This window comes from Paraliomyxa miuraensis, assembly GCF_026337845.1.
GTDB classification, from domain to species: domain Bacteria; phylum Myxococcota_A; class Polyangia; order Nannocystales; family Nannocystaceae; genus Paraliomyxa; species Paraliomyxa miuraensis.
In genome coordinates, this window is sequence record NZ_JAOVZF010000147.1 from 114,188 (window position 1) to 134,559 (window position 20,372).

Below are 20,372 nucleotides of genomic sequence, written 5' to 3' on the forward strand. Positions count from 1 at the left end.
TCAACTATGGCACTATGATGCCGGGCTCCACATCTCCTCGTCGTACTCCACCAGCAAAAAATTGCACTCCCCCGCCGGCATCCCATCGTAGTACACCCCCCCGTTCGCATCCGTCTTCCCCTCCCGCACCCGCCCATCCGTCAGCTCGATCCGATACCGCACCCCCGCCATGGGCCGGTCCTCCTCATCCACCACCACCACGTGGAACCAGTGGGTCTCGTCCTCGCTCTCCGCGACCAGCGGCTCGGCCTCCTCGGCCTCCGCCACCTCGAACGCCTCGGCGATCCCCATCCGCGGCAGCCGCCACAGCCTCACCGCCCGCATCTCCAAGAGCGCCAGCACCCGCTCCACCAGCCCGTCGTCGGTTCGCGCCTCTACCCGCAGCTCCGTCGCCGCGAACCTCCGCAGCTCCCCCCGCCCGGGCTCCCGCGTGAACCACTGCGCCAACACCCACCGGGCCTCCCGCTCGGTCAACGCCTCCCCATCGCGCCCCATCGCCGACCCGAGGCAGTACCGCCACAGTCCGTCGTCGAAGCGAACCTCCACTCGCGATGCACTCCCGTGAAACATCCGCTACCCCTCCTTCGCCCTCGAGCCGGGCCGGGCAAACGACTGCCGGAACGCGGCAATCTCCTCGGGCGAGAGCGCCTGTGTCGACTCGTGCGCTGCCGGAGCTCCGAGCGCGGGCTGTGCGTCTTGCCGCGTGATCGACAGATACTGCGTCCGCTCTTCGCATCGTCCCTCCGCCGATTGCAAGGGATTGGGCCCCGAAGCGTGCAGCTCTCCCGAGAGCGCCCCGCTGCGCAGCGCCCGGATCAGCTCGGGTGACACCCGCTGGGTCGCCCCCGTGATCACCGGAGCCGATGTCGGCTGCGAACCCGCAGGCGGCACCGACCCCACATCCGTGCTCGGCGTGCTCGGTTCCACCAGGAACCCCGCCCGCAGAGCACGGAGCTGATCCTTGGTGAGCAACATCGTACTCGGCGAACCCGACGACGGCACCGAGCCGGTCTCGACGTACTCCTCGATGTCCTCCGGGCGCAGCATCATCGTTGCCTCCTCCAGCGACGGCAACCGAGGCGAAGGTAGGGGCAAGCGAGACGACATCGGCGCCGAGTCGGCTTCGACGTACTCCTCGATGTCCTCGGGGCCCAGCTCCGTTGGCGCCGAGGCGATGGCAACGTACTCCTCGATGTCCTCCGGGCCCAGCTCCATCGGCGCCGAGCCAGCGCCAACGTACTCCGCGAAGACATCCGGACTCAGCATCGTCGTCGCCTCGACCTCCAGTACCTGCGAACGCGTCGCCGCTGCCTCCACTCCGGCGGGTGGCCTGCCCTGCCAGTGCAGATCGAGCATGTCGTTCCTCGACAGGAACGTGGTCGATCCAGCCGACGCGCTCGGCATCACCACCGGAGCCGGCTCCGGCACCACATCAGCCGGCATCACCACCGGAGCCGGCTCCGGCACCACATCAGCCGGCACCACCACCGGAGCCGGCTCCGGTTCCACGGCAGCCGGCACCACCACCGGAGCCGGCTCCGGTACCACTGCTGCCGGCATCACCACCGGAGCCGGCTCCGGCACCGTCGAAGTCGGCGCCACCATCGAAGCCGCCGCTGCCATCGAAGCCGCAGCCTCCCTCCGCGGCGCTGCCACCCGAGCATCCACGATCTCCTGCCCCGGCAGCCTTCGCGCTCGTCCGACCGACGCCACGCCACCATCGAGCCGCCGCACGGCCTCTTCTCGCGACTGCGCGCCTCCGTCGCCCAACAGGGCCGACGCACGAGCTTGCCTCGCCCGCGCCCGCCCCTTGCGCCCTCGCGCCGCCACCGGCTCCACTGCTCGCGGTGCGCCCACCACCTGCCCGCCTTCGTCGAGCCCGAGCAACGCCTGCTCGACCTCCGCCATCGAGGCTGGCCGAGCACCCGCCCCTTTCGCGAGCAGCGATCGCACCCACGCCTCCACCGCCTCGGGCACGTCGGCTCCGCACGAGACCATCGCCGGCGCCGGCGTGCTCAGGTGTTGCGTCATCAGCTGAAACGGATTGCCTCCGCTGAACGGTGGCCGTCCCACCAGCACGAACCACGCCACGAGCCCCACCAAGTACACGTCGGCACGCTCGTCCCCGAGCATCCCGCCCGCGACCTCGGGCGCCATGTAGACCGCATCGTGACTCACCGCGGTGGTTCGCGAGCTCACCTGCTCCCCCTCGGCCTCCGACGGACTCGTGTTGGCTCCGAAATCGATCACCCGGAGCGTGGGCGCCCCGAGCTCGACCCAGCAGCACCGAGGGCTCAGCGCCCCGTGTACCACCTTGCGAGCGTGCGCCGCCCCGATCCCCTGCACCAGCTCGAGCAGCAGCGGCCGCGCCTCCGCCCACGCAATCCGCCCCTGCTCGCTCCCGGTCACGAGCCGATCGAGCGGCTCCCCGGGCGGACGATCGGTCACCAAGTAGAGCTTCCCGTCGAGCAGCTCGCCATGATCGGTCGGAGTGATCACCACCGGATGCCGCACCCGCCCGCATGCCGCCACGCGCCGCTCGAAGCGCTCCAGCGTGGGCGAGTCGTGCGGCTCCGTCGGCCGCACCACCGTCACCAGCACCGCACGACGACCATCCCCCTGCCGATCGCTCCCGCCAAACACCGCGCGCTGCGGCGACGAACCCACGAGCTCGTCGATCGCGTAGCGCTCCCGGAGCACCTGCCCGCACAGGTCCTCGAACCCCCGAGGTACCTCGACGACGCTCGACTCTGGCCCTGCCTCCAACACCCGTCTCGACCTCCCAGCCGTGCTAGTTGTTGTCGACGGTCGACCCCTTGACGGTCACCGCCCCCGAGCCCTTGATGTCGATCTTCGCCCCGGAGATCGCGATGTCGCCGTTCTTCTTGAGCACGATCTTCGCATCGCCGCACTTGATCGTCAGCTCGTCCGCCGCCACCAGCTGCCCCTTCTTGTCGGTCTTGATCGCGAGGTCGTCGCCTGCCGCCAGGCTCATCTTCTTGCCCGACTTGCCGTTGACGTCCTCGGTCGCGTCATACGACAGCGACTTGTCGGTGTGGATGCTGGCCTCCTTGCCCGCGGTGACCGCATACGACAGACTCGCCGCGATCGACACGGCTCCGTCACAGCTGGTGGAGAAATCCCCGCCCACCTGGATCGTCTTGGCCTTCTCCACCGACTCGTCGAACGTGGCGCTGACGGCCAGCGTCTTGGCCTTCTCCACCGTCAAGTCGTAGTTGCCCGAGACCGTCTCGCTGTGGTTCTTGGTGATGCCCACGCTGCGGTTGCCCTCGACCGTCAGCTGCATGTCCTTGACGATCGTCTCGGTGTGGTTGCCCTCCACCTTGATGGTCTTGTCGTTCTTCACCGTCTCGCTCTGATCGTGCTCGACCAGCTTGGTGCGGTCGTTGCCGATCGTCAGCGTCTCGTCGTGCCCGGTGGTCTGGTTCTTGTCGTTCTCGGTCGCGATCGTGAAGTCCTTTTGGCAGTGGATGTAGACCTCCTCGCTGCCGCTCTGGTCCTCGAAGCGGAGCTCGTTGCTGCCGTCGCCCGAGACCGAGTCGGTCTTGATCCCGCTGCGGGTCTTCTCGTCGGGCAACGGGTACGGGTAGCCGTTGTCGCCGTTGTAGACGGTGCCCACCACCAGCGGCCGATCGGGATCTCCCCCGAGGAACTCCACCACCACCTCTTGACCGATGCGCGGGATGAACTGGAATCCCCACCCGGGTCCCGACCACTGCTGCCGCACGCGAACCCAGCACGACGAGGTGTCGTCGTAGGTCGTCTCCTCTTCCCAGTGGAACTGCACCTTGATGCGCCCGTGCTCGTCGACGTTGATCTCCTCGCCCGACGGCCCGCTGACGATCGCGGTCTCGGGCCCGTACACCCGCGGCTTGGGCACCGTCTGCGCCGGCCGCAGCGGCACCTCGACCGGGATGCAGCGAAACGAATTGCCGTAGCGCCCGGCCTTCGACGCCCCGTCGGTGGTGGCCAGCAGCACCTCGGGGCACTCGCCCACGTGCACCACCCGCGTGATCAAGAACCGCGCCTCGAGGTCGTCACGCACGTGGCGCTCGAGCTCGAACACCTTGCCCGAAGCGAAGCCGATCACGTTGCCCGTGCCTCGCCCCACCTTGCCGTGGGCCTGGGCCGCCTCGAGGTGATCGGCGTTGCGGTCGGCCACGTCGTCGACGATGAAGCGGCGATCGGTGTGCCGGTAGATCCTGCGGTTGCGCCCCTTGGGCCCGGCACCCACCTTCTCGTCCTCGAGCAGCGACAGCGGCGTGGTGAAGTCGTAGTCGCGGCGCCAAAGCGAGGTGGACGTGAGCACCTGCAGGAAGTCGAAGCTCTGGATCGACTCGCTGTCGGCCGTGTCCGGCCGCTGCACGATGATCGGCACCACCGCCGTCCCGTCCACGTTCTGCGCGTCGGTGAAGTCGTCGTTGGCGTACGTGAGCGTGAGGACCTCGTGACCGAGATCCTCGTCGTGCACGAAGCAGTAGGAGATCCCCTCCTCTTCCATCAAGCGCACGCAGAAGTCCCGGTCGGTCTCCCGGTACTGCACGCAGTAGTCGCGCGGTGCGGTGCCCCGCGCGGCCGAGCCCTTGTCGAAGGTACGGTCGTAAGCGCCGAGCTCGGTGCCGAGCACCTCCTCGAGGATCTCCAGCACGCTCATCTCCTGGAAGATGCGCGAGTGCGTCTGCTGGCCCAGCACATGGAACGCGGGCACGACTCGCACGTTGATGAGCAGCTCGCTGTCCGAGTGCGGACCGCCGTAGTCGACCGCCATGATGATCCCGAACACGGTGCGCGTGTGCTCGCCGCGGGAGATCTCGAGCGAACAGCTCGCTCCCAGCAACACGTCGGTGTCGGCCGAGAGGTCCTTGGTCACGAGATCGAGGTCGAGCTCGTAGCAATCGTTGACGTCCTCCATGAAGCGCATGCGGTAGAGGAGCCAGGTGGTGTCGCCTGCGTCTTCGCACTGGAAGTCGTAGTCGACCTCGATCAGCGTACCTTGGTGGATGCCAGCGCCATCGTCTGCCATTGAGACATCCTCGGACTGCCGTAGTCCATCGGCGATCCGGCATCATCATAGCGCTCGATTCCCGCGGGTGGTGCGCGACGATCACTTTTCGTGTTCATTTCACCGATCGAACAATTGCCCAAATGGGCAACTTGACGTGACTCCATCGACTGGGCAAGGTGATCATCGACTCGGACGAAGTCGCAGTGTCACTCGACGACACCTTGCGTCGCCTGCCCCCGGCGGCCGTAGAATTCACGAGGGAGATCTTCGATCACCACTGGTCGGAGGCATCGTGGCTGTACGCCCGCCGCGAGGTGCTCCACGTGCAGGGCCACCTCTTGTCCTTCGACCAATGGGCCGAGCTCGAGGAACGCACGCAAGCCCACGTGATGGCGCTCGAGCGTGGGGGCCGGCTGGTGCTCGGCGAGTGCCATGAACGAGCAACCGAAGGAGACGCAGGCGAACTCCATACCGCGATGCGGGTGCTGTGCCGGCGGGACGAGGCCGGTGCCCTCAACGAGCTCGTCGAGGCGCTCCCCTGGCAAGAGCCCAAGCGCGCCGCCGCGGTGGCCGATGCACTCACCTGGGATGCGCCACCGCGGTGGCAAGAGCTGGTGGCCGCGATCCTCGAGGACGAGCAGGCCCCCGAGGACGCGCTCGGACCGCTGGCCACGGTGGTGGGTTTGCGAAGGTGGGCACTGGGAGAGCTGCTTCTGGGTGTGCTCGAGGATCGCGTGGGCGATCTGGCGGCCACGGCCGAAGCGGTGGGGCGGCTGCTGGTCCCCGAGGCGCTGCCGACCCTCTCCGCGCTGGTGACCAGTGACCAGGAGTCACGGGTACGCGGCGCTGCGATTACCGCGATCGCATGCGCCGACCCCCGCAATGCGGTGGCCTACCTGGGCCAGGTGGTCGGCACCGAGCCCTGGGCCGCCGTGCCTCTGGCGCTCACCGCGGGAGCCGAGGCGTTGCCCTACCTCGCCGCGGCGGCACGACATCTGCGACGACCCGAAGTGCTGCACGGCCTGGGACTGCTCGGGTGCACGGAGGCAATCCCGATGCTGCTCGAGGCTCTGGCCGAGGACGCGCTGGGGGAGGCCGCCGCCGAGGCGCTCTACCTTATTACAGGGGCACCGCTCCATGAAGAGACTCGACTCGTCGACGATGCGGACGAGGGCGACGGGGACGACGAGAACGACGAGTCGGCGGGATTGCTGGCGATGCGACTGCCCACTTCGCCAGAGCGCTGGAAAGCGTGGATCGACACGCAAGGGCCAGCCTGCCTGCGCCAGGCCGGAGCACGGGCACGTCTGGGTGTCCCGTACGATCCATTCCAGGTGCTCGAGGAATTGGGGCGAACCACGCTGCGACCGGAGCTTCGCGAGGCCATGGCAGTGGAGCTCTCGATCCGCTACCGGGTGCCACAGCGATACTCGACACGGCTCCTGGTGACCGAGCAGCGCCGTGCGATCGGACAGCTGCGTGAGCTTCTACGAGGGCTACGAATCGAGCCAGGCTCGTGGGTGTTCGAGGGGCGGCCGCTACGAAGCATGGGCACACGAACGCGGCCGCGGTGACCCTCGAATGGCGCCAACGTACCTTCCACTATGATGTGGGCATCACTCGAAGAAGGGCGTAGACTCGCGAGCGTACGTGCTACAGCTTCGCAATACATCGCCATTCGTGGCGGAGATGTTCGGCTTTCCCGACTGCGACGGCGTGGACACGCTGTTCGTGGTGGTCAAGGGCACGTTTCGCTGCACGGCCTCGGGCGTGTCGATTGCGGAGGAGCAGCAGCCGGTGATACTGGCCGACGAATACTGGGGGGAGCCAGGAGAATCGAGCCTGCGTCGTGCTTCGGAGGCGCATCCTTGCAAGCTCGGCACCGACGTGGTGGTGGTTGGTGAGGCCTGCGCACTCGGAGAGCGGCCCGTCACGGCGGTCGATGTGAGCGTGGGCATCGCCAACCAGCACAAGCAGGCGCGCGTCGTCGGCGAGCGCTACTGGACCGAGGGGATTGGCGGCGTACGACCAACCCGCCCCAAGTCGTTCGTGCGATTGCCGGTCACATGGGAGCGCGCGTTCGGGGGCAAGCACGTGCTCGACCCGAACGGCGGCACCTTCCTGGCCGAGCCCCGCAATCCGGTGGGCTGCGGGTTCCTGGGCAAGCGAGCCGCGCACGAGCTGCTGGGGCAACCCGCGCCCAACGTCGAGGATCCCCGGTCTCCCATCGAGGGTCCGAGCTCGCGAGGCAAGCCGGTGGGATTCGGTCCCATCGCCCCCTCGTGGGCTCCGCGGGTGCAGTACGCTGGCACCTACGACGAAGCGTGGGAGAGCACCCGAGCGCCGTACCTTCCGCGGGACTTCGATCGTCGCTTCCTCTCCACCGCGACCGAAGAGCTGTGGTTTCCGCGGGGTCTGGCGGGTGGCGAGCCGGTGGCCGTGAGTGGTTTCCATCCGCGCGGGCGACAGCGCTTCGACCTGCCTCGCTGTGCGCTCGGGCTCGACGTGACGGTGGCCGGCAAGCGACAGCGGCCTCAGCCTCGGCTGGAGACGGTGGTGCTCGAGCCCACCGAGGAGCGGTTCTCGCTGAGCTGGCGGGCATCGCTGCCGGTCGACAAGAAGATGCTGAAGGTCGAGCAGGTGGACATCGCCCTCGAGCGCATCGAGGGTGTGGTCCCGGAGCGGAGGTCCGCATGAGCGAGGCGCTCGCGATCCTGCGCATGGGCTTGTTCTGCCCCGTGGGGCTCGACGCCGAGCAAGCCTCGGCCTCGCTGTGGGCCGGCGTGCCGCGCAAGGTGGAGACGTCGATCATGGACAAGCGGCTCGAGCCGATCGTGATGGGACACTTTCCGATCGACGTGCTGCCACCGCTGGTCGAGCCGCTCGAGGACCCGAAGCTCGGGCTCACCGCCTTGCAGCGGCGACTGCTGCGGCTGGCTGGGCCTGCCTTGCAAGAGGTGCTCGACGTCGACGTGGTCGAGGACGCGGTCCCGGGCGAGCGCGAGCCTCGGTTCTCCTCCAAGGTGCTGCCGCACGGGCTCGCTCCGCTGCCGCCGCTGTTGGTCGCCGGGCCGCAGCCCTCGCCGGGGCGTGCGGAGATCCTCACCGGGCGCATGCTGGGCCAGCTCGCACTGCAAGCCGGGGTGCCGGTGGATCTCGGCACGAGCCGGGTGTTTCCGACGGGTCACGCGGGGTTCTTCGAGGCGCTACGACATGCGCAGACACAGGTGATCGGCGCGCGACGGGCCGAGCTGGCGGTCGTCGGCGGGGTGGACAGCTACCTCGACCTCTATCGGCTGGCCCGCCTCGATCAAGAGGATCGGCTGCTCACCTTCGGGGTGCAGGATGCATTCACGCCTGGCGAGGCGGCCGCGTTCGTGCTGGTGGCGTCGTACAACGCATGCCAGCGCTACGGGCTGAAGGCGCTGGCGTGGATCGATGCCGTGGGGGTGGGGCGTGAGCCCGGGCATCGCTACAGCGAGCAGCCCTACCTGGGAGAGGGACTCGCCGAGGCGTTCGGCCACGCGTTCAGGGAGCTCGCCGGGCCAGCACAGCCCGTGCGCCTGGTGATGGCCGGTCTCACCGGGGAGAGCCTGCACGCCAAGGAGTGGGGCGTGGCGCAGTTGCGCAATCGCAAGCGCTTCGCGGATCCACTGCGGATCGAGCACTCGGCCGAGTACACCGGAGACGCCGGCGCCGGTCTGGCGCCGATGATGCTCGTGGCCGCGGTGCTGGGCATGCGACAAGGAACCGTCGAGGGGCCCGCGCTGGTGTGGGCCTCCTCGGAGCAAGAGCAGCGCGGAGCGCTGATCGCAAGGGCGGCGTAGGCCGAGAAGGAGCGAGGGATCGTGGCACAGAAGACGTTCGCAAACTGTCGTGGCATCGCGCACAAGGGCAGCGGGGGCATGAGCATCGTGTTCCCGGACGTGTGCCAGACGCCCTCTCCGGCCGGGCCGATCCCGATCCCCTACCCGAACATCGCACAGGCCTCGGATACCTCGAGCGGCCCGACCACCGTCAAGTGCGACGGCGAGATGCCGATGGTCAAGGGGGCGAAGTACAGCAAGTCATCCGGGGACGAGGCGGGGACGGCCGGAGGGGTGGCGAGTGGTGTGAATCGAGATGCGGCGGAGTTCATGCTGTACTCGTTCGATGTGAAGATCGACGGGAAGAACGCGTGCCGGCTTGGGGATCCGCTGTTTCATAATAGCAAGAACATGCTGGGGTAGATGACGAGCATTTCAACGGGAAGCAAGGCAATGACTCAAGTGGGCGAAACAATCGCAATCGTAGTGCCTCCCTCCGAGCAAGATGAGTGCTTGTTCTCCCATGAGAAAATGGAACTAAAGGATAGGGCAAACGTATTCCCTCCGGCGGGCGGGGCAAATGATGCAAACCTCCTCGGCAAGAACATGGAAAGCGATCACATCTCGGACACACAGACAATCATCGTGAACGACAATGAGGAATCTCTCCGAAACTCTCCTCACCATCTGATTCCAGGGGACGAGAGTTGGCCCAAGACAGAACTCAAGAAATGGGTCGACAAGAGCCTCGATCATATCAAGGAAAACATCGGCTATGACGTCAATCACCCGACGAACGGGGTTAGCCTTCCAGGCTCAACTGGCTACAAAGAAGGTGGGAGTCCATGGGCGGGCTACGGATCCAAGCAAGATTACGCACGCGCAGCCATGGAAGCGACCTCAGCCCAATTCCATGACCGTCACGTAGCCTACTCGAGATTCGTCGTCAAGTGCTTGGATAAGATCTCAGAACGACTCGATAGACGAACAAATGCAAAGCTCTCTCCTGGCTGTGACCATGAGCACTGCATGGGACAGGACGAGAGCAAGCCCTATAATCCTCCGTACGAATTGGTACCGCGTCTCAACAGCGTTGCAAGCAGGCTTCGCCGCCTGCTCGAAGGCTCCCCAAAGAACTGGCGGATGCCCGTCTTCACTTCCCGATGGGCCCTGGTCTACAAAGAGGGGTTGACCGAGAAAGAAGCCCGAACGAAACTGAGCGCCGTAGCCAAGGGGCTCAATAAAAAGTAGCAATCCAGACCAGGAGCCTCGAATGCCATTCTTCATGCTTGAGTGTTGGGAGAGCGCATCGGTCGAGTACGTCACCTTGCGGGAGGTTCCACGCTTCGTCAATTTCTCGTGGCTTTCGGGATCACTCATGCCCAGTGACGTCCTTCCGTCACCATTAAGACTTGAAGTTATGGGGGAACCAGAACACGTGATCCCGCCGATGATCGACGAAGGGATTCCTGTATTCCGTTCCGACATGATCGAGACCATTCGAGGCATGGGAGTCGATAACTTCCAGTCATTCGAAGTCGAACTACTTGACACTCGAAACAGCACTCTGCTCAGCGGCTATCACGCAGTCAATATCATCGGTCTCGTGGCAGCAACGGACTTTCCAAATTCGGACTACCAAGCCCATGGGCGACCTCTAGTCGATGTCGATTTCGACAAGCTTGCCATCGACGAAGCCAAGGCCCACGGACTCCTAATGTTCCGTCTCGCAGAATGCGTTTCAGGGATCGTAGTAGATGAGAGGCTCAGAGGGCCCCTCGCAAGGATCGGCGGCCTGAGCCTCGTTGATCCGGCAGACTGGATTGGCTGATCTGACAGCATAGGCAAACGCAGCCCTGGACGAGTCGTTGTCCGGGATCCGGGGCTACGCCATCGACATTCTTGCATCGAGATCAAAAAGCCGGCTTCTCCCTACACAACCTCAGGAGGAGAGAATGCTTTCACCTCGCTCCTCCGCGACCCACCTGAACCGAATATGGCACCTTGGCCCGGTCCACCACGACACTTCTGGGTCATGCGATGAAGCCGCAGTTGATTGGCCTCATTATGCCATTTCGAGCACTTCTTCATGCGTCACGCAACGCTACCCTGCACATTCAGCTTCCCCACGCCACAACCACGCCCTATGATCCCTTCGTGCGCCTGTCGTCTAGACGATCCCCTCATCCTTCATCACGCAATGCTGCTCGCGTTGCCCGTCCCCCATTGCGCTCGCTCTGCGCGATGGTCCTCGTGCTCTCGCTGTGGCCGAGCCCTTCTCACGCCCACTGGATCCTCGCCGCTTCACCCAGCGCCCAGCGTGCGGAGAAGCTCCTCAAGGAGGGCGACACGGCGCGCGAGCAAGGCAACTATCGCGAGGCCGCCGACAGGTACAGCGCCGCCTACTACAGCTTGCCGCTCGCGGACCGAGTCTCCTACGTCGGCGCGCTCGCAGTACGCAACGCGATGACGGCGTTCGAGCTCCTGCACGACGAGAACCCCGACCCCCTGGTGCTCGAGCGTCAGACCGTCTTCGTCGACGAGTTCCTCGCGAGCGTCGCAGCCCAGGAAGGCGGCGCGGACCAAGTGGGAGCGTCCGTCATCGAGGAGCTCCAGCAAGCGCGCTCGCGGGCCGAGGACAAGCAGCCTCCCACGCCAAAACCAAAGAAGACCACTCCAAAGGAGTGCCCTGCCACCCCCACGCCCGTGCCCGACGAGGTGTCGTCGAGCGGGAGCTCCACGGATGGCAACCACGCCAACGGCACCCCCGAGCCCACGCAACCTCCCCCACCCAACGCCAAGCACCGCCCCAGCTGGCTTGGCGTCGGACTCGCGGTCGGCGGAGGCATCACCGCGGCGGCCGGAGCCGGAGTGCTGACCGGTTGGTGGACCGTGCGACGCGAAGCATCGGCCTTCGCCGACCTCACGCCAGGCATGGAGGAGGGCACGGAGGCCCGCGCGGCCTACCTGGCCCAGCAAGAAGACAAGGCCCAGCGCTTTCGCATCACGGGCGCCGTGCTGGTCAGCGTGGGCGCAGCTGCAGCCACGGCTGGAGCCGTGCTCCTCGCCTTGAACCGCAAGGGCCACGCCCCGAGCAAGGGCGTGGAAGCGAGGACCACCGTGGTCCCGCACTTCGATCGACACGGCGCAGGCGTGGCGCTCAGCCGCAGATTCTGAGCAAGGAAGGTGGTGGAGGCGTGAACGCAGCGAACCCAGGTCTCGAGCCCGATCTCAGCGGTCAAGTCCTCGATCGCTATCGCCTGATCCGCCTGCTTGGAGTCGGGGGCATGGGCGCGGTCTACGAGGCCGAGCACACGGCGCTCGAGAAGCGCGTTGCGGTGAAGCTGCTCCGGCAGCAGTTCACGATGCAGCAGATCGCCCGCAAGCGGTTCTTGCGGGAGGCCAAGGCGGCCACCCGAGTCAAGCACCCCAACGTCGTCGACATCTCCGACTTCGGAGAGACCGTCGAGGGGCGGGTCTACTTCGTCATGGAGCTGCTCACGGGACGCGATCTTCGCGAGGTGCTCGAGGCCGAGCCGCAGCTGTCATGGCCGCGGGTGCAGCACATCCTGGTCCAGACCACGTCGGCGCTCGAGGCCGCCCACTCCACCGGCATCGTGCACCGCGACATGAAGCCGTCCAACTGCTTCCTGGTCGAAGCACCGGGGCTCGAGGATCAAGACTTCATCAAGGTGCTCGACTTCGGGATCGCCAAGTTCGCAGGCAACGTGGGCGAGGAGACGCAGGGGCTCACCTCCACGGACGAGATCTTCGGCACGGTCGGCTACATGGCGCCAGAGATGGCGATCGGGACCACCAACGATCCACGCTCCGACGTCTACGCCATCGGCGTGATGATGTACCGCATGCTGGTGGGCGAGCTGCCGTTCGCGGGCAACACGGCGTTCCAGATCCTCGCCAAGCACGTCAACGAGAGCCCTCCTCGTCCGCGCGACAAGGTGCCTTCGCTCCCCGAAGGCGTCGAGGCAATCATCCTCAAGGCGCTGGCCAAGAAGGCGGATGATCGGTTCGCGTCGATGAAGGACTTCCGCGATGCCCTTCGGGACGGAGGGCTCGACGGACCGGCCGATGGTGGACCGAGGCGGCCTCCACCTCTACGCATGTCCCCCAAGGCACCGCCACGAGCGGAAGCCGACGATCTGCTCACGAGGCCCCGCGGAGCTCCGGCGGTCGAAGCCACCCAGCACCTGAGCGCCTCCATCGCCAGACCCAGGCCGCCGGCCATCAAGCCCCCCGGTCACCACAAGGTCTCGCCCGCGCCGAGATCGCCGTCCGCTGCCGCATCGCGACCAGCGAGCCGCCAAGAGGTGCAGGCCGCGCTCAGATCGTCGTCCGCGGCCCCTTCCCCGTCGCGACCACCGAACCGCACGCCACCACCCGCGCCCAGCCGCGCGGCACCCGGTCGAAGCACGTTCGAAACCTCGCAACCGATGACGCAGCCCACCGCACATGCGGCGGTCGAAGGAGCCACCGTCGTCGCTCGCCCCCTCGACTATGGATCTGCCTCGTTCGCCAAGGCCCAAGCACCCGCCGCCCCACCGCGGAGTGGACCCGGTCCAGCGCCGGGGGTGCCCCTCGTGGAAGACGCGACCGTCGTGTCCACGCCCATCGATGTCTCGACTCCTTGGGCGGCCCCACGATCCACGACCGTCGAGCCCAACCCCTTGCAGCCCTCACCCGCGGCGCCGTCGTTTGCCGCGGTGAGCCACGAGCCGCAGTCGTCGTCACAGCAGCTGTCGCCGATGCCTTCGATCGGTGGCGAGCCGGTGTCCGAGTCGTTCTCGTTGGTCGACGAGGATGAATCCACCCATCGACGCACTGGAGCCCTGGTTGCGACCTCGATGGTGGCGGTCACGCTCGTGGCGGCGTTGATCTGGCTGGGCGCATCGTCCGACGATCCGCCGGATGATGACACGGCCGTCGCGCTCGAGACCAAGAGCTCGAAGGCGGAAGTGCCCCCCGACGCGACCAAGCTACCCGAGAACGAGCCCCCCGAGCCCGAGCTGCGCATCGACGACGAGCCGTCCGATCCTGCTCCATCCGAGCCCGAGCAAGTCGCTTCGCCCGAACCCGAGCCGACCGCCGAGCCCGAGCCCGAGCCCGAGATCGATCCTGTTCCGCCCGAGCCCAAGGTGCTCGAGCAGAAGGTTGCCCCGCGGAAGAAGCCGCCGAAGAAGCCCCAGCCCAAGGAAAAGCCCACGCGAGCCGATGCGAAGCCGCTGACCGATGCGCAAGTCGCCAACAACCTGCGCAGCAAGGTCATCGCCAAGTGCAAGGCCGACGGTACGACGGCCATCCAGGTGGAGGGCGCCATCTCGACCGCAGGCAAGGTGCTCAGCCCCGTGGTGCGGCCGAACAGCGATCGCAACGAGTGCGTGCGCAAGGTCGTCAAGGGCGCAAAGTTCCCCGCGACCGGCTCGATGCGAGGCATGCCAATCATCAACGTGAAGCTCTGATCTCACGGGCAGGCAGGCCCCGAAGGTGAGCGTCTCGCTTGCCGTGACCGGCTGGGGAGCTGGGCTCCTCACCTGACCCGCCCGGCCGAGCGAGGCGAGTACCTCGCCCGACCGAGCGACGCGGGCCCTTCACCCGAACGGCCCGCGGGATCAGATCAACGGACAGCTGCCTCCGACTCCTACACACTCGGGAATCGTCTGGGCAGCTTCGGCGCACCACTGGTTCCACGTGCCGGTGCAGCACAGCGCACCGGCAGCACCCAGTGCACAAACGGCGGCCGCACACTCGGCATCCTGACACCCTGGACCTCCGTGCGGGCTGCAGCAGTCACCCATGAAGCAGGCAGACTCATCCCACTCCTCACAGGAGCCATCGCATGCGAGCGCGCCGCCACCGAAGCCCTGTGAGATGCAGGTCTCACCCTGGAGATCGGCTCCGTCGCAGACCTCGCTGCCCTCGGCGAAGCCGTCGCCGCACACCGGGCTGGGGCAGGAACTCACGTCGTCGCCATCATCGTGACAATCTGGCTCCACGATCGCTTCGTCACCGCAGATCGCATCCCATGTCTCGTTGCAGCAGTAGGGATCGAGAGCGCACACGGCTTCGGTGCACTCCTCGTCGTCGCACCCGGCCGTGCCGTTGGCCATGCAGCAGTCGCCGCTCCAGCACGTGTCGGTGTCGACGCCCGAGCAGTCGTCCTGACACTCGAGATTGCCGCCCACGAAGCCGAGCGAGAGGCAGTCTTCACCCCCGACCTGCGCCCCGTCGCAGGTCTCACCCTCCTGAATGACGCCATTGCCGCACTCGACGGCCGGGCAGGTTCCAACGCCCTGGCACAGCGGCTCGTTCGTGGCAGCCACGACACAGCTGTTGTCCCAGAGCGTGCAGCAGGATGGATGGTCGAAGCAAACGGCCGACTCGCACTCGAAATTGCCACATCCAGGGCCGCCGTGAGAGGCACAGCAATCTCCCGTGTGGCAACCGGTGGTCACGAAGCCGTTGCACATCGCGTTGCAGCTGAGCGTACCTCCTCCGAATCCCTGAGTGCCGCAGGTTTCTCCGTTGAGATCGGAAGCTTCGCACAGCTCTCCGCTCTGCACCTGACCGTTTCCGCAAGACACCCCAGGACAGGACGGGCCCACCCCATGACATGCCAATGGTTGATTCATCGCCTCGGCAACACACGCAGCATCCCACGTAACGTCGCAGCAGTATGGCAAGATGCCACAAACGGCGGCCGTACACGCTCCGCCGGTACAACCGGGGGCTACGTGGGCCACGCAGCAGTCACCACCGAAGTCAGGGCACGAGGACGTGTCGAACTCACAGTTTGCATCGCACTGAAGGGGTCCGAATCCCATTCCGAGCGTCGCACAGCTCTGCCCGTCCAGGTCGCCTCCGTCGCACTCCTCACCTTGCTGAACGACTCCGTTGCCGCACACGGTAGGAGGACAGTCATCCATGCCTACGCCTTGGCACAGTAGCGCGGTACTTGCGAACGCCTGGCATGCCTCATCCCATGCGACGTCACAGCAGTGCGGCAGGGCAGCACAGACGGTTGCGGTGCAGGTCGGATCTTGACACCCCGGAGTCCCGTTGGCAGAGCAACAATCGCCTCCGAATATGCCGCACGCCGTCTCATCGAAGTCCGAGCAATTGTCCAGGCAGCCGATCTGACCGCCATCGAAGCCCTGCGTAATGCAATCCTCCCCGCGAAGATCGCCGTTGTCACAGGCTTCTCCCGCCTGGGCGACACCGTCGCCGCACACCGCCCCCGGGCAGGGTACGCCCGTCCCGAAGCACTCGGGCGTCGCCATGGCGGCGACCACACACAGGTTGTCCCAGAAACCGTTGCAGCAGAACGGGTTGGTAGCGCACACCGCAGCCGTACACTCATCATCGTCGCAGCCCGGGCTCACGTGCGCCTGGCAGCACGCACCGCTGAAGCCCGCGCAGCCGGAGGTATCGAATCCCGAGCAGTCGCCGAGGCATGCCAATGTTCCGCCATCGAAGCCCTGCGCGGTGCAGCCCTGCCCTTGCAGGTCGGCACCGTCGCAGACCTCGGTGGGATCGGCGAATCCGTCCCCGCACACGGACGCGGGGCAGGAGCCCACGCCGCGACAGGGCGCCAGCATGGGAGCCTCGAAGGCACAGGGGCCGGTCCATCCTTCGGTGCAGCACTCCGCCCGAAGGTCACAGACCGCCTCGGTGCACTGCGGATCCTCGCAGCCAGGAGTGCCGTTGCTCTGGCAGCAATCACCGAGCTCGGGGCAGGAGACGCTCGTGCTCTGGCACGCGACCTCACCCAGGGCGACCTCCACGCACGATGCACCCCACGCGAAGTCACAGCAGCTCGCATCGGCCGCACAGACCGCCGCCGAGCACTGTGGATCCTCGCACCCCGGCGTCGGATTGGGCGCGCAGCATTGCCCCGCGTACTCGCTACAATTCGAGACGTCGTAGCCGCTACAGTCGGCGAGGCATTCCAACGTGCCGCCCTGGAAGCCCTGGCTCAGGCAGTCCTCACGGCCAAGATCCATTCCATCGCAGGCTTCACCGACCTCCACGAGGTCATTGCCACACGTGGAGCCGGTGTCGGTGGTATCACCGGTGTTTCCAGTATCGCCGGTGTCCCCGGTTTCCCCGGTGTCCCCGGTCTCACCCGTATCGACGCCAGACCCACCCGAGCTCGAGCCCAAGGTGGTGGCTCCAGTAGAATCGGTTTCCGTTGCGGGCACGATGGGTACGTCGGCGCATCCGCCCCAACCGAACAGCCCCATGCACAGCAACGCCCAACGAGGGTTGCGAACATACGACGACATCGTGCCGATGGTGCGTGGAGCCGCAACGCCGGTCAAGGTTCCAACGGGTCATGCTCTCAGGAATTCATCCACTCGAGTACACCACAGTGGCGATGGCATCCGTCACCATCGTGCCACTCGAATCATCGTCGTCCACCAATCAAGACCAAACGGGCCACTTACTCACCGATCTTCACCTACCCAACCCAATCCACCCAACCCAATCCACCCAACCCAATCCACCCAACCCAATCCACCCAACCCAATCCACTCGGTCGGCGACGGGACCCACGATGGTCCGATCCCGTCGCCAACCAACCGCTCCCGTCCCGCTACTCCGCCGCCCACCCGCAGGTCCGCCCGGCGTTCTGCTCGTCCAGGTACCCCTTCAGCGGCCCGAAGTACTCGATCAACGCCGCCCCGTCCATCTCCTTGGTCCCGGTCAGCGCCTCCATCGCCTCCGGCCACGGCCGGCTCGCCCCCATCGCCAGCATCGCCTTCAGCTTCTTCCCGGCCTCCGTGTTCCCGTAGATCGAGCACTCGTGCAGCGGCCCAGTGTGCCCGGCGGCCTCGCACATGGCCTTGTGGAACTGGAACTGGATGATGTGCGCCAAGAAATACCGCATGTACGGCGTATTCGCGGGCACGTGGTACTTCGCGCCGGGATCGAAGAACTCCTCCCCGCGCGGCGACGGAGCCCCCACCCCTTGCAGCTTCGCCCGCAGCGTCCACCAGTCGGCGTTGTAGCTCTCGGGCTTGGTCTTGCCCGCGAACACCCCCCAGCGCCACTGGTCCACCAACAGCCCGAACGGCAGGAACGCCACCTTCTGCAGCGCGTCCTGCATCTGCTTGTTGATCACGCTCTTGTCGCTGCTGCTCACCTCGTCGAGCAGCCCGATCTCCTTCAAGTACGCCGGCGTGATCGACAGCGCGATCGCATCCCCGATCGCCTCGTGGAACCCATCGTGCGCCCCGCTCTGGAACAGCACGGGCATCGTGTAATAGTTGTTGTAGTAGTAGTTGTGCCCGAGCTCGTGGTGGATCGTCACGAAGTCCTCGTGATCGATCTTGATGCACATCTTGATGCGCAGGTCGTTGTCGAAGTTCACGTCCCAGGCGCTGGCGTGACACACCACCTTGCGATCCTCGGGCTGCCGGAACAGCGAGCGCTCCCAGAAGGTCTGCGGCAGCGAGTTCATGCCCAGCGAGGTGAAGAACGCCTCGCCGGCCTTGACCATCTTGATCTCGTCGTACTTGGCCTTCTGCAGCGCCTTGGTGACGTCGAGGCTGGGCTCGCCAGGGTAGGGCTCGAGCCAGGAGTAGAGCGCCGCCCAGTCCTGCGCCCACATGTTGCCGGTCAGGTGCGCGGGAATGAGTCCATCCTCGGGGACGGCGTCGCCGTACTTCTCGTGCAGCTTGGCACGCACGTGGCAGTGCAAGGCCTCGTAGAGCGGCTGGACCTGACCCCACAGACGACCAACCTCCTGCTCGAACGCCTCGGGGCTCATGTCGTAGCGCGAGCGCCACAGCGTGCCCACGTCGGAGAAGCCGATCGCCTTGGCGCCCTCGTTGCCGAGCTCCACGAAGCGCACGTACTTCTCGCGCATGGGCACCGAGACGGTGCGCCAGCGCTCCCACGCCTCGAGCTGCTTGCGCGCATCACCGGGCTTGGCCGCCTCGTCGGACATGATCGCGGAGAGCTCGCCCAGATCGAGACAGCCCTCGGAGGAAGCCTTGGGATCGGCAGCGGGCTTGGCCGTCTCCGTACCGGGCTCGGGAGCGGGCTCAGTACCGGGCTTGGCCGTGCCGGCGGACTCGGGGCACCACTCGCCCGCGCCGTAGGCCGCATCGAGGCCGGTGGCGATCGTGGCCAGCTCCTTGCGCTTGGCGTCGTCGTCGGGCGCGGGCAGGGTCGAGGTGAGCTTGAGCAGGTCGAGCTGTCGCCGCACGTCGGGCTCGGCCTTCACCCCATCGAAGCGGGTGGCCTCGCCGATGGTCTTGGTCTCGTAGGCCATCACCTCGGCCTGCGCGGCCGCGGCCGCGGCCTCGTGCTCGGGAGTGATGTTGGTGGCCTTGGCCCACTCGGCCTCGGCGGACTTGGTCCACAGTGCGCGCAGCTTGGCGTCGACGTCGGTGATGAACGCCGTGGCCTCCTCGGGCGTGCCGGCCTTGCCCTGCAGCGACGGACCTGCCTTGCCATCCTTGGTGTCGAGCGTGATCTTCTTGGTCTCGGTGACCTTGGCCTCCTTGGCGCCGGCCTTGGCGTCGCCGGGCTTGCTCTCCGCTCCACCACCACAGGCGAGCGCGAGCAGGGTCGAAGCGAGAGCAGACGCAGAGAACGTGGAGATCGAGCGGAACGAGCGGTGGGGCGACATGCGCGGACGCTATCGCCCGCAAACCGCGCTTGGCAACGCGCCCCACGGCCGATCGCGAGATCGAGCCACGAACCGCGTAGAGCGGGTTTGCGCCGGTCCCGCGACGGTCGGGGGCCAAGTCTCGTGGGTGTCAACCGGCCGCGTTACGGGACCGTGGCACAGGGGCGTCGAGCGGGGCTCGGGTCGTCGTCCCCGGGCTCAGGCGAAGCCGCTCGGGGCCTTGGTGCGCAGGATGGCGAAGGCGACCTGCACCGCGGCGCGCACCTGGATGCTGCCGGGCGCCGAGGGCTGCATCGCGTCGCCCTCGCTCTCGAGATCGACGTCGGCTCCGTGGCTCTCGCGGCCGCGCAGGTTGTCGGGGTTGGCGTCCTCGACGTGCAGCACGTCACCCACGCGCACCCCGGCCTCCTCGGCGTAGAGCTCGGCCTTGCGGCGGGCGGCCGCGAACGCACCGCGGCGAGCCTGGGCCCGCAGCTCGGCCAGGCGCGTGGTCTGGAACTCGGTGCTCACGATCTGGTTGGCACCGGCCTGCACGACGCCCGCGAGGATCTCCTCGAAGCGGCCGAGGTCGGTGAGACGTACGGACAGGCTCACCCGCGCCTGGTAGCCCCGGAACACGCGCTCCTTGCCGTAGCCATCGTGCTCGGCCGACAGGGTGACGTGCGAGGTCTGGACGTCGGCCGGGGCCACGCCGGCCTGCTGCAGGTAGGCGCGCACCTCGGCCACGGCGGCACGCGTCCCCGCGAACGCGGCCGCCGGCTCGGGCTCGAGACGAGAGACGGCGAAGGTCGTGAGGGCCACGTTGGGCTCGACCCGCAGCACGTAGGAGCCAAACACGCTGATGCCGTTGGGACGCTGGATCGACTGGGTGACGAACATCGGGGGC

14 protein-coding genes are annotated in these 20,372 nt (G+C 66.6%); 8 read left to right on the plus strand and 6 right to left on the minus strand.

The annotated features are described in order from the left end of the window. Positions 1 to 12 precede the first annotated feature (12 nt). From OEB96_RS14055 to OEB96_RS14065, 3 genes are read right to left on the minus strand one after another with little or no spacing between them, the layout of a single operon-like run. Positions 13 to 570: a hypothetical protein gene (locus OEB96_RS14055; protein WP_266216182.1), complete on the minus strand. Its 558-nt coding sequence runs from the start codon at positions 568 to 570 to the stop codon at positions 13 to 15. A 3-nt stretch (positions 571 to 573) separates the two neighbouring features. After that, positions 574 to 2,766: a serine/threonine protein kinase gene (locus tag OEB96_RS14060; RefSeq protein WP_266216183.1), complete on the minus strand. Its 2,193-nt coding sequence runs from the start codon at positions 2,764 to 2,766 to the stop codon at positions 574 to 576. Between the two features lie 25 nt (positions 2,767 to 2,791). Beyond that, the gene (locus tag OEB96_RS14065) at positions 2,792 to 5,044 is read right to left on the minus strand and encodes a type VI secretion system Vgr family protein (RefSeq protein WP_266216184.1); all 2,253 of its coding nucleotides are present in this window, start codon (positions 5,042 to 5,044) and stop codon (positions 2,792 to 2,794) included. A gap of 158 nt (positions 5,045 to 5,202) precedes the next feature. Here OEB96_RS14065 and OEB96_RS14070 point away from each other — a divergent pair, with 158 nt between their 5' ends. The 8 genes from OEB96_RS14070 (at position 5,203) to OEB96_RS14105 (ending at position 14,309) form a co-directional block, all read left to right on the plus strand. Next, positions 5,203 to 6,600, plus strand: a complete 1,398-nt coding sequence (locus OEB96_RS14070; RefSeq protein ID WP_266216185.1) for a hypothetical protein — start codon at positions 5,203 to 5,205, stop codon at positions 6,598 to 6,600. A gap of 76 nt (positions 6,601 to 6,676) precedes the next feature. Continuing rightward, positions 6,677 to 7,723 (plus strand): DUF2169 family type VI secretion system accessory protein, encoded by a 1,047-nt coding sequence (locus OEB96_RS14075; protein ID WP_266216186.1) that lies wholly within the window; start codon positions 6,677 to 6,679, stop codon positions 7,721 to 7,723. After that, complete coding sequence (locus OEB96_RS14080) at positions 7,720 to 8,853, plus strand: hypothetical protein (protein ID WP_266216187.1); 1,134 nt, start codon at positions 7,720 to 7,722, stop codon at positions 8,851 to 8,853. Before OEB96_RS14075 ends, OEB96_RS14080 begins: the two co-directional genes overlap by 4 nt. A gap of 21 nt (positions 8,854 to 8,874) precedes the next feature. Further along, positions 8,875 to 9,255 carry a DUF4150 domain-containing protein gene (locus OEB96_RS14085; RefSeq protein ID WP_266216188.1) on the plus strand — a complete coding sequence of 127 codons (381 nt, stop codon included), beginning with the start codon at positions 8,875 to 8,877 and terminating at the stop codon, positions 9,253 to 9,255. Further along, positions 9,256 to 10,083 (plus strand): AHH domain-containing protein, encoded by an 828-nt coding sequence (locus OEB96_RS14090; RefSeq protein ID WP_266216189.1) that lies wholly within the window; start codon positions 9,256 to 9,258, stop codon positions 10,081 to 10,083. Between the two features lie 22 nt (positions 10,084 to 10,105). Then, a complete protein-coding gene (locus OEB96_RS14095; RefSeq protein WP_266216190.1) occupies positions 10,106 to 10,663 on the plus strand; it encodes a hypothetical protein in 558 nt (185 codons plus the stop codon). 413 nt (positions 10,664 to 11,076) lie between these two features. Next, a complete protein-coding gene (locus OEB96_RS14100; RefSeq protein WP_266216191.1) occupies positions 11,077 to 12,009 on the plus strand; it encodes a hypothetical protein in 933 nt (310 codons plus the stop codon). A gap of 20 nt (positions 12,010 to 12,029) precedes the next feature. Beyond that, a complete protein-coding gene (locus OEB96_RS14105) occupies positions 12,030 to 14,309 on the plus strand; it encodes a serine/threonine-protein kinase (protein ID WP_266216192.1) in 2,280 nt (759 codons plus the stop codon). A 150-nt stretch (positions 14,310 to 14,459) separates the two neighbouring features. On the opposite strand, the gene OEB96_RS14110 is transcribed toward OEB96_RS14105, so the two are convergent. The 3 genes from OEB96_RS14110 to OEB96_RS14120 all read right to left on the minus strand — a co-directional run bounded on the left by OEB96_RS14110 (position 14,460) and on the right by OEB96_RS14120 (position 20,365). Beyond that, positions 14,460 to 16,631 (minus strand): hypothetical protein, encoded by a 2,172-nt coding sequence (locus tag OEB96_RS14110; protein ID WP_266216193.1) that lies wholly within the window; start codon positions 16,629 to 16,631, stop codon positions 14,460 to 14,462. 812 nt (positions 16,632 to 17,443) lie between these two features. Beyond that, a complete protein-coding gene (locus OEB96_RS14115) occupies positions 17,444 to 19,486 on the minus strand; it encodes a M2 family metallopeptidase (RefSeq protein WP_266216194.1) in 2,043 nt (680 codons plus the stop codon). Positions 19,487 to 19,684: 198 nt separating this feature from the next. After that, positions 19,685 to 20,365, minus strand: a complete 681-nt coding sequence (locus OEB96_RS14120) for an SIMPL domain-containing protein (RefSeq protein WP_266216195.1) — start codon at positions 20,363 to 20,365, stop codon at positions 19,685 to 19,687. Positions 20,366 to 20,372 lie beyond the last annotated feature (7 nt).

Excerpts from the sequence above, each read along its gene's own strand:
- OEB96_RS14055 (WP_266216182.1), bottom strand. The coding sequence starts at position 570 with ATGTTTCACGGGAGTGCATCGCGAGTGGAGGTTCGCTTCGACGACGGA.
- OEB96_RS14065 (WP_266216184.1), bottom strand. The coding sequence starts at position 5,044 with ATGGCAGACGATGGCGCTGGCATCCACCAAGGTACGCTGATCGAGGTC.
- OEB96_RS14080 (WP_266216187.1), top strand. The coding sequence starts at position 7,720 with ATGAGCGAGGCGCTCGCGATCCTGCGCATGGGCTTGTTCTGCCCCGTG.
- OEB96_RS14090 (WP_266216189.1), top strand. The coding sequence starts at position 9,256 with ATGACGAGCATTTCAACGGGAAGCAAGGCAATGACTCAAGTGGGCGAA.
- OEB96_RS14095 (WP_266216190.1), top strand. The coding sequence starts at position 10,106 with ATGCCATTCTTCATGCTTGAGTGTTGGGAGAGCGCATCGGTCGAGTAC.
- OEB96_RS14100 (WP_266216191.1), top strand. The coding sequence starts at position 11,077 with ATGGTCCTCGTGCTCTCGCTGTGGCCGAGCCCTTCTCACGCCCACTGG.
- OEB96_RS14115 (WP_266216194.1), bottom strand. The coding sequence starts at position 19,486 with ATGTCGCCCCACCGCTCGTTCCGCTCGATCTCCACGTTCTCTGCGTCT.
- OEB96_RS14120 (WP_266216195.1), bottom strand. The coding sequence starts at position 20,365 with ATGTTCGTCACCCAGTCGATCCAGCGTCCCAACGGCATCAGCGTGTTT.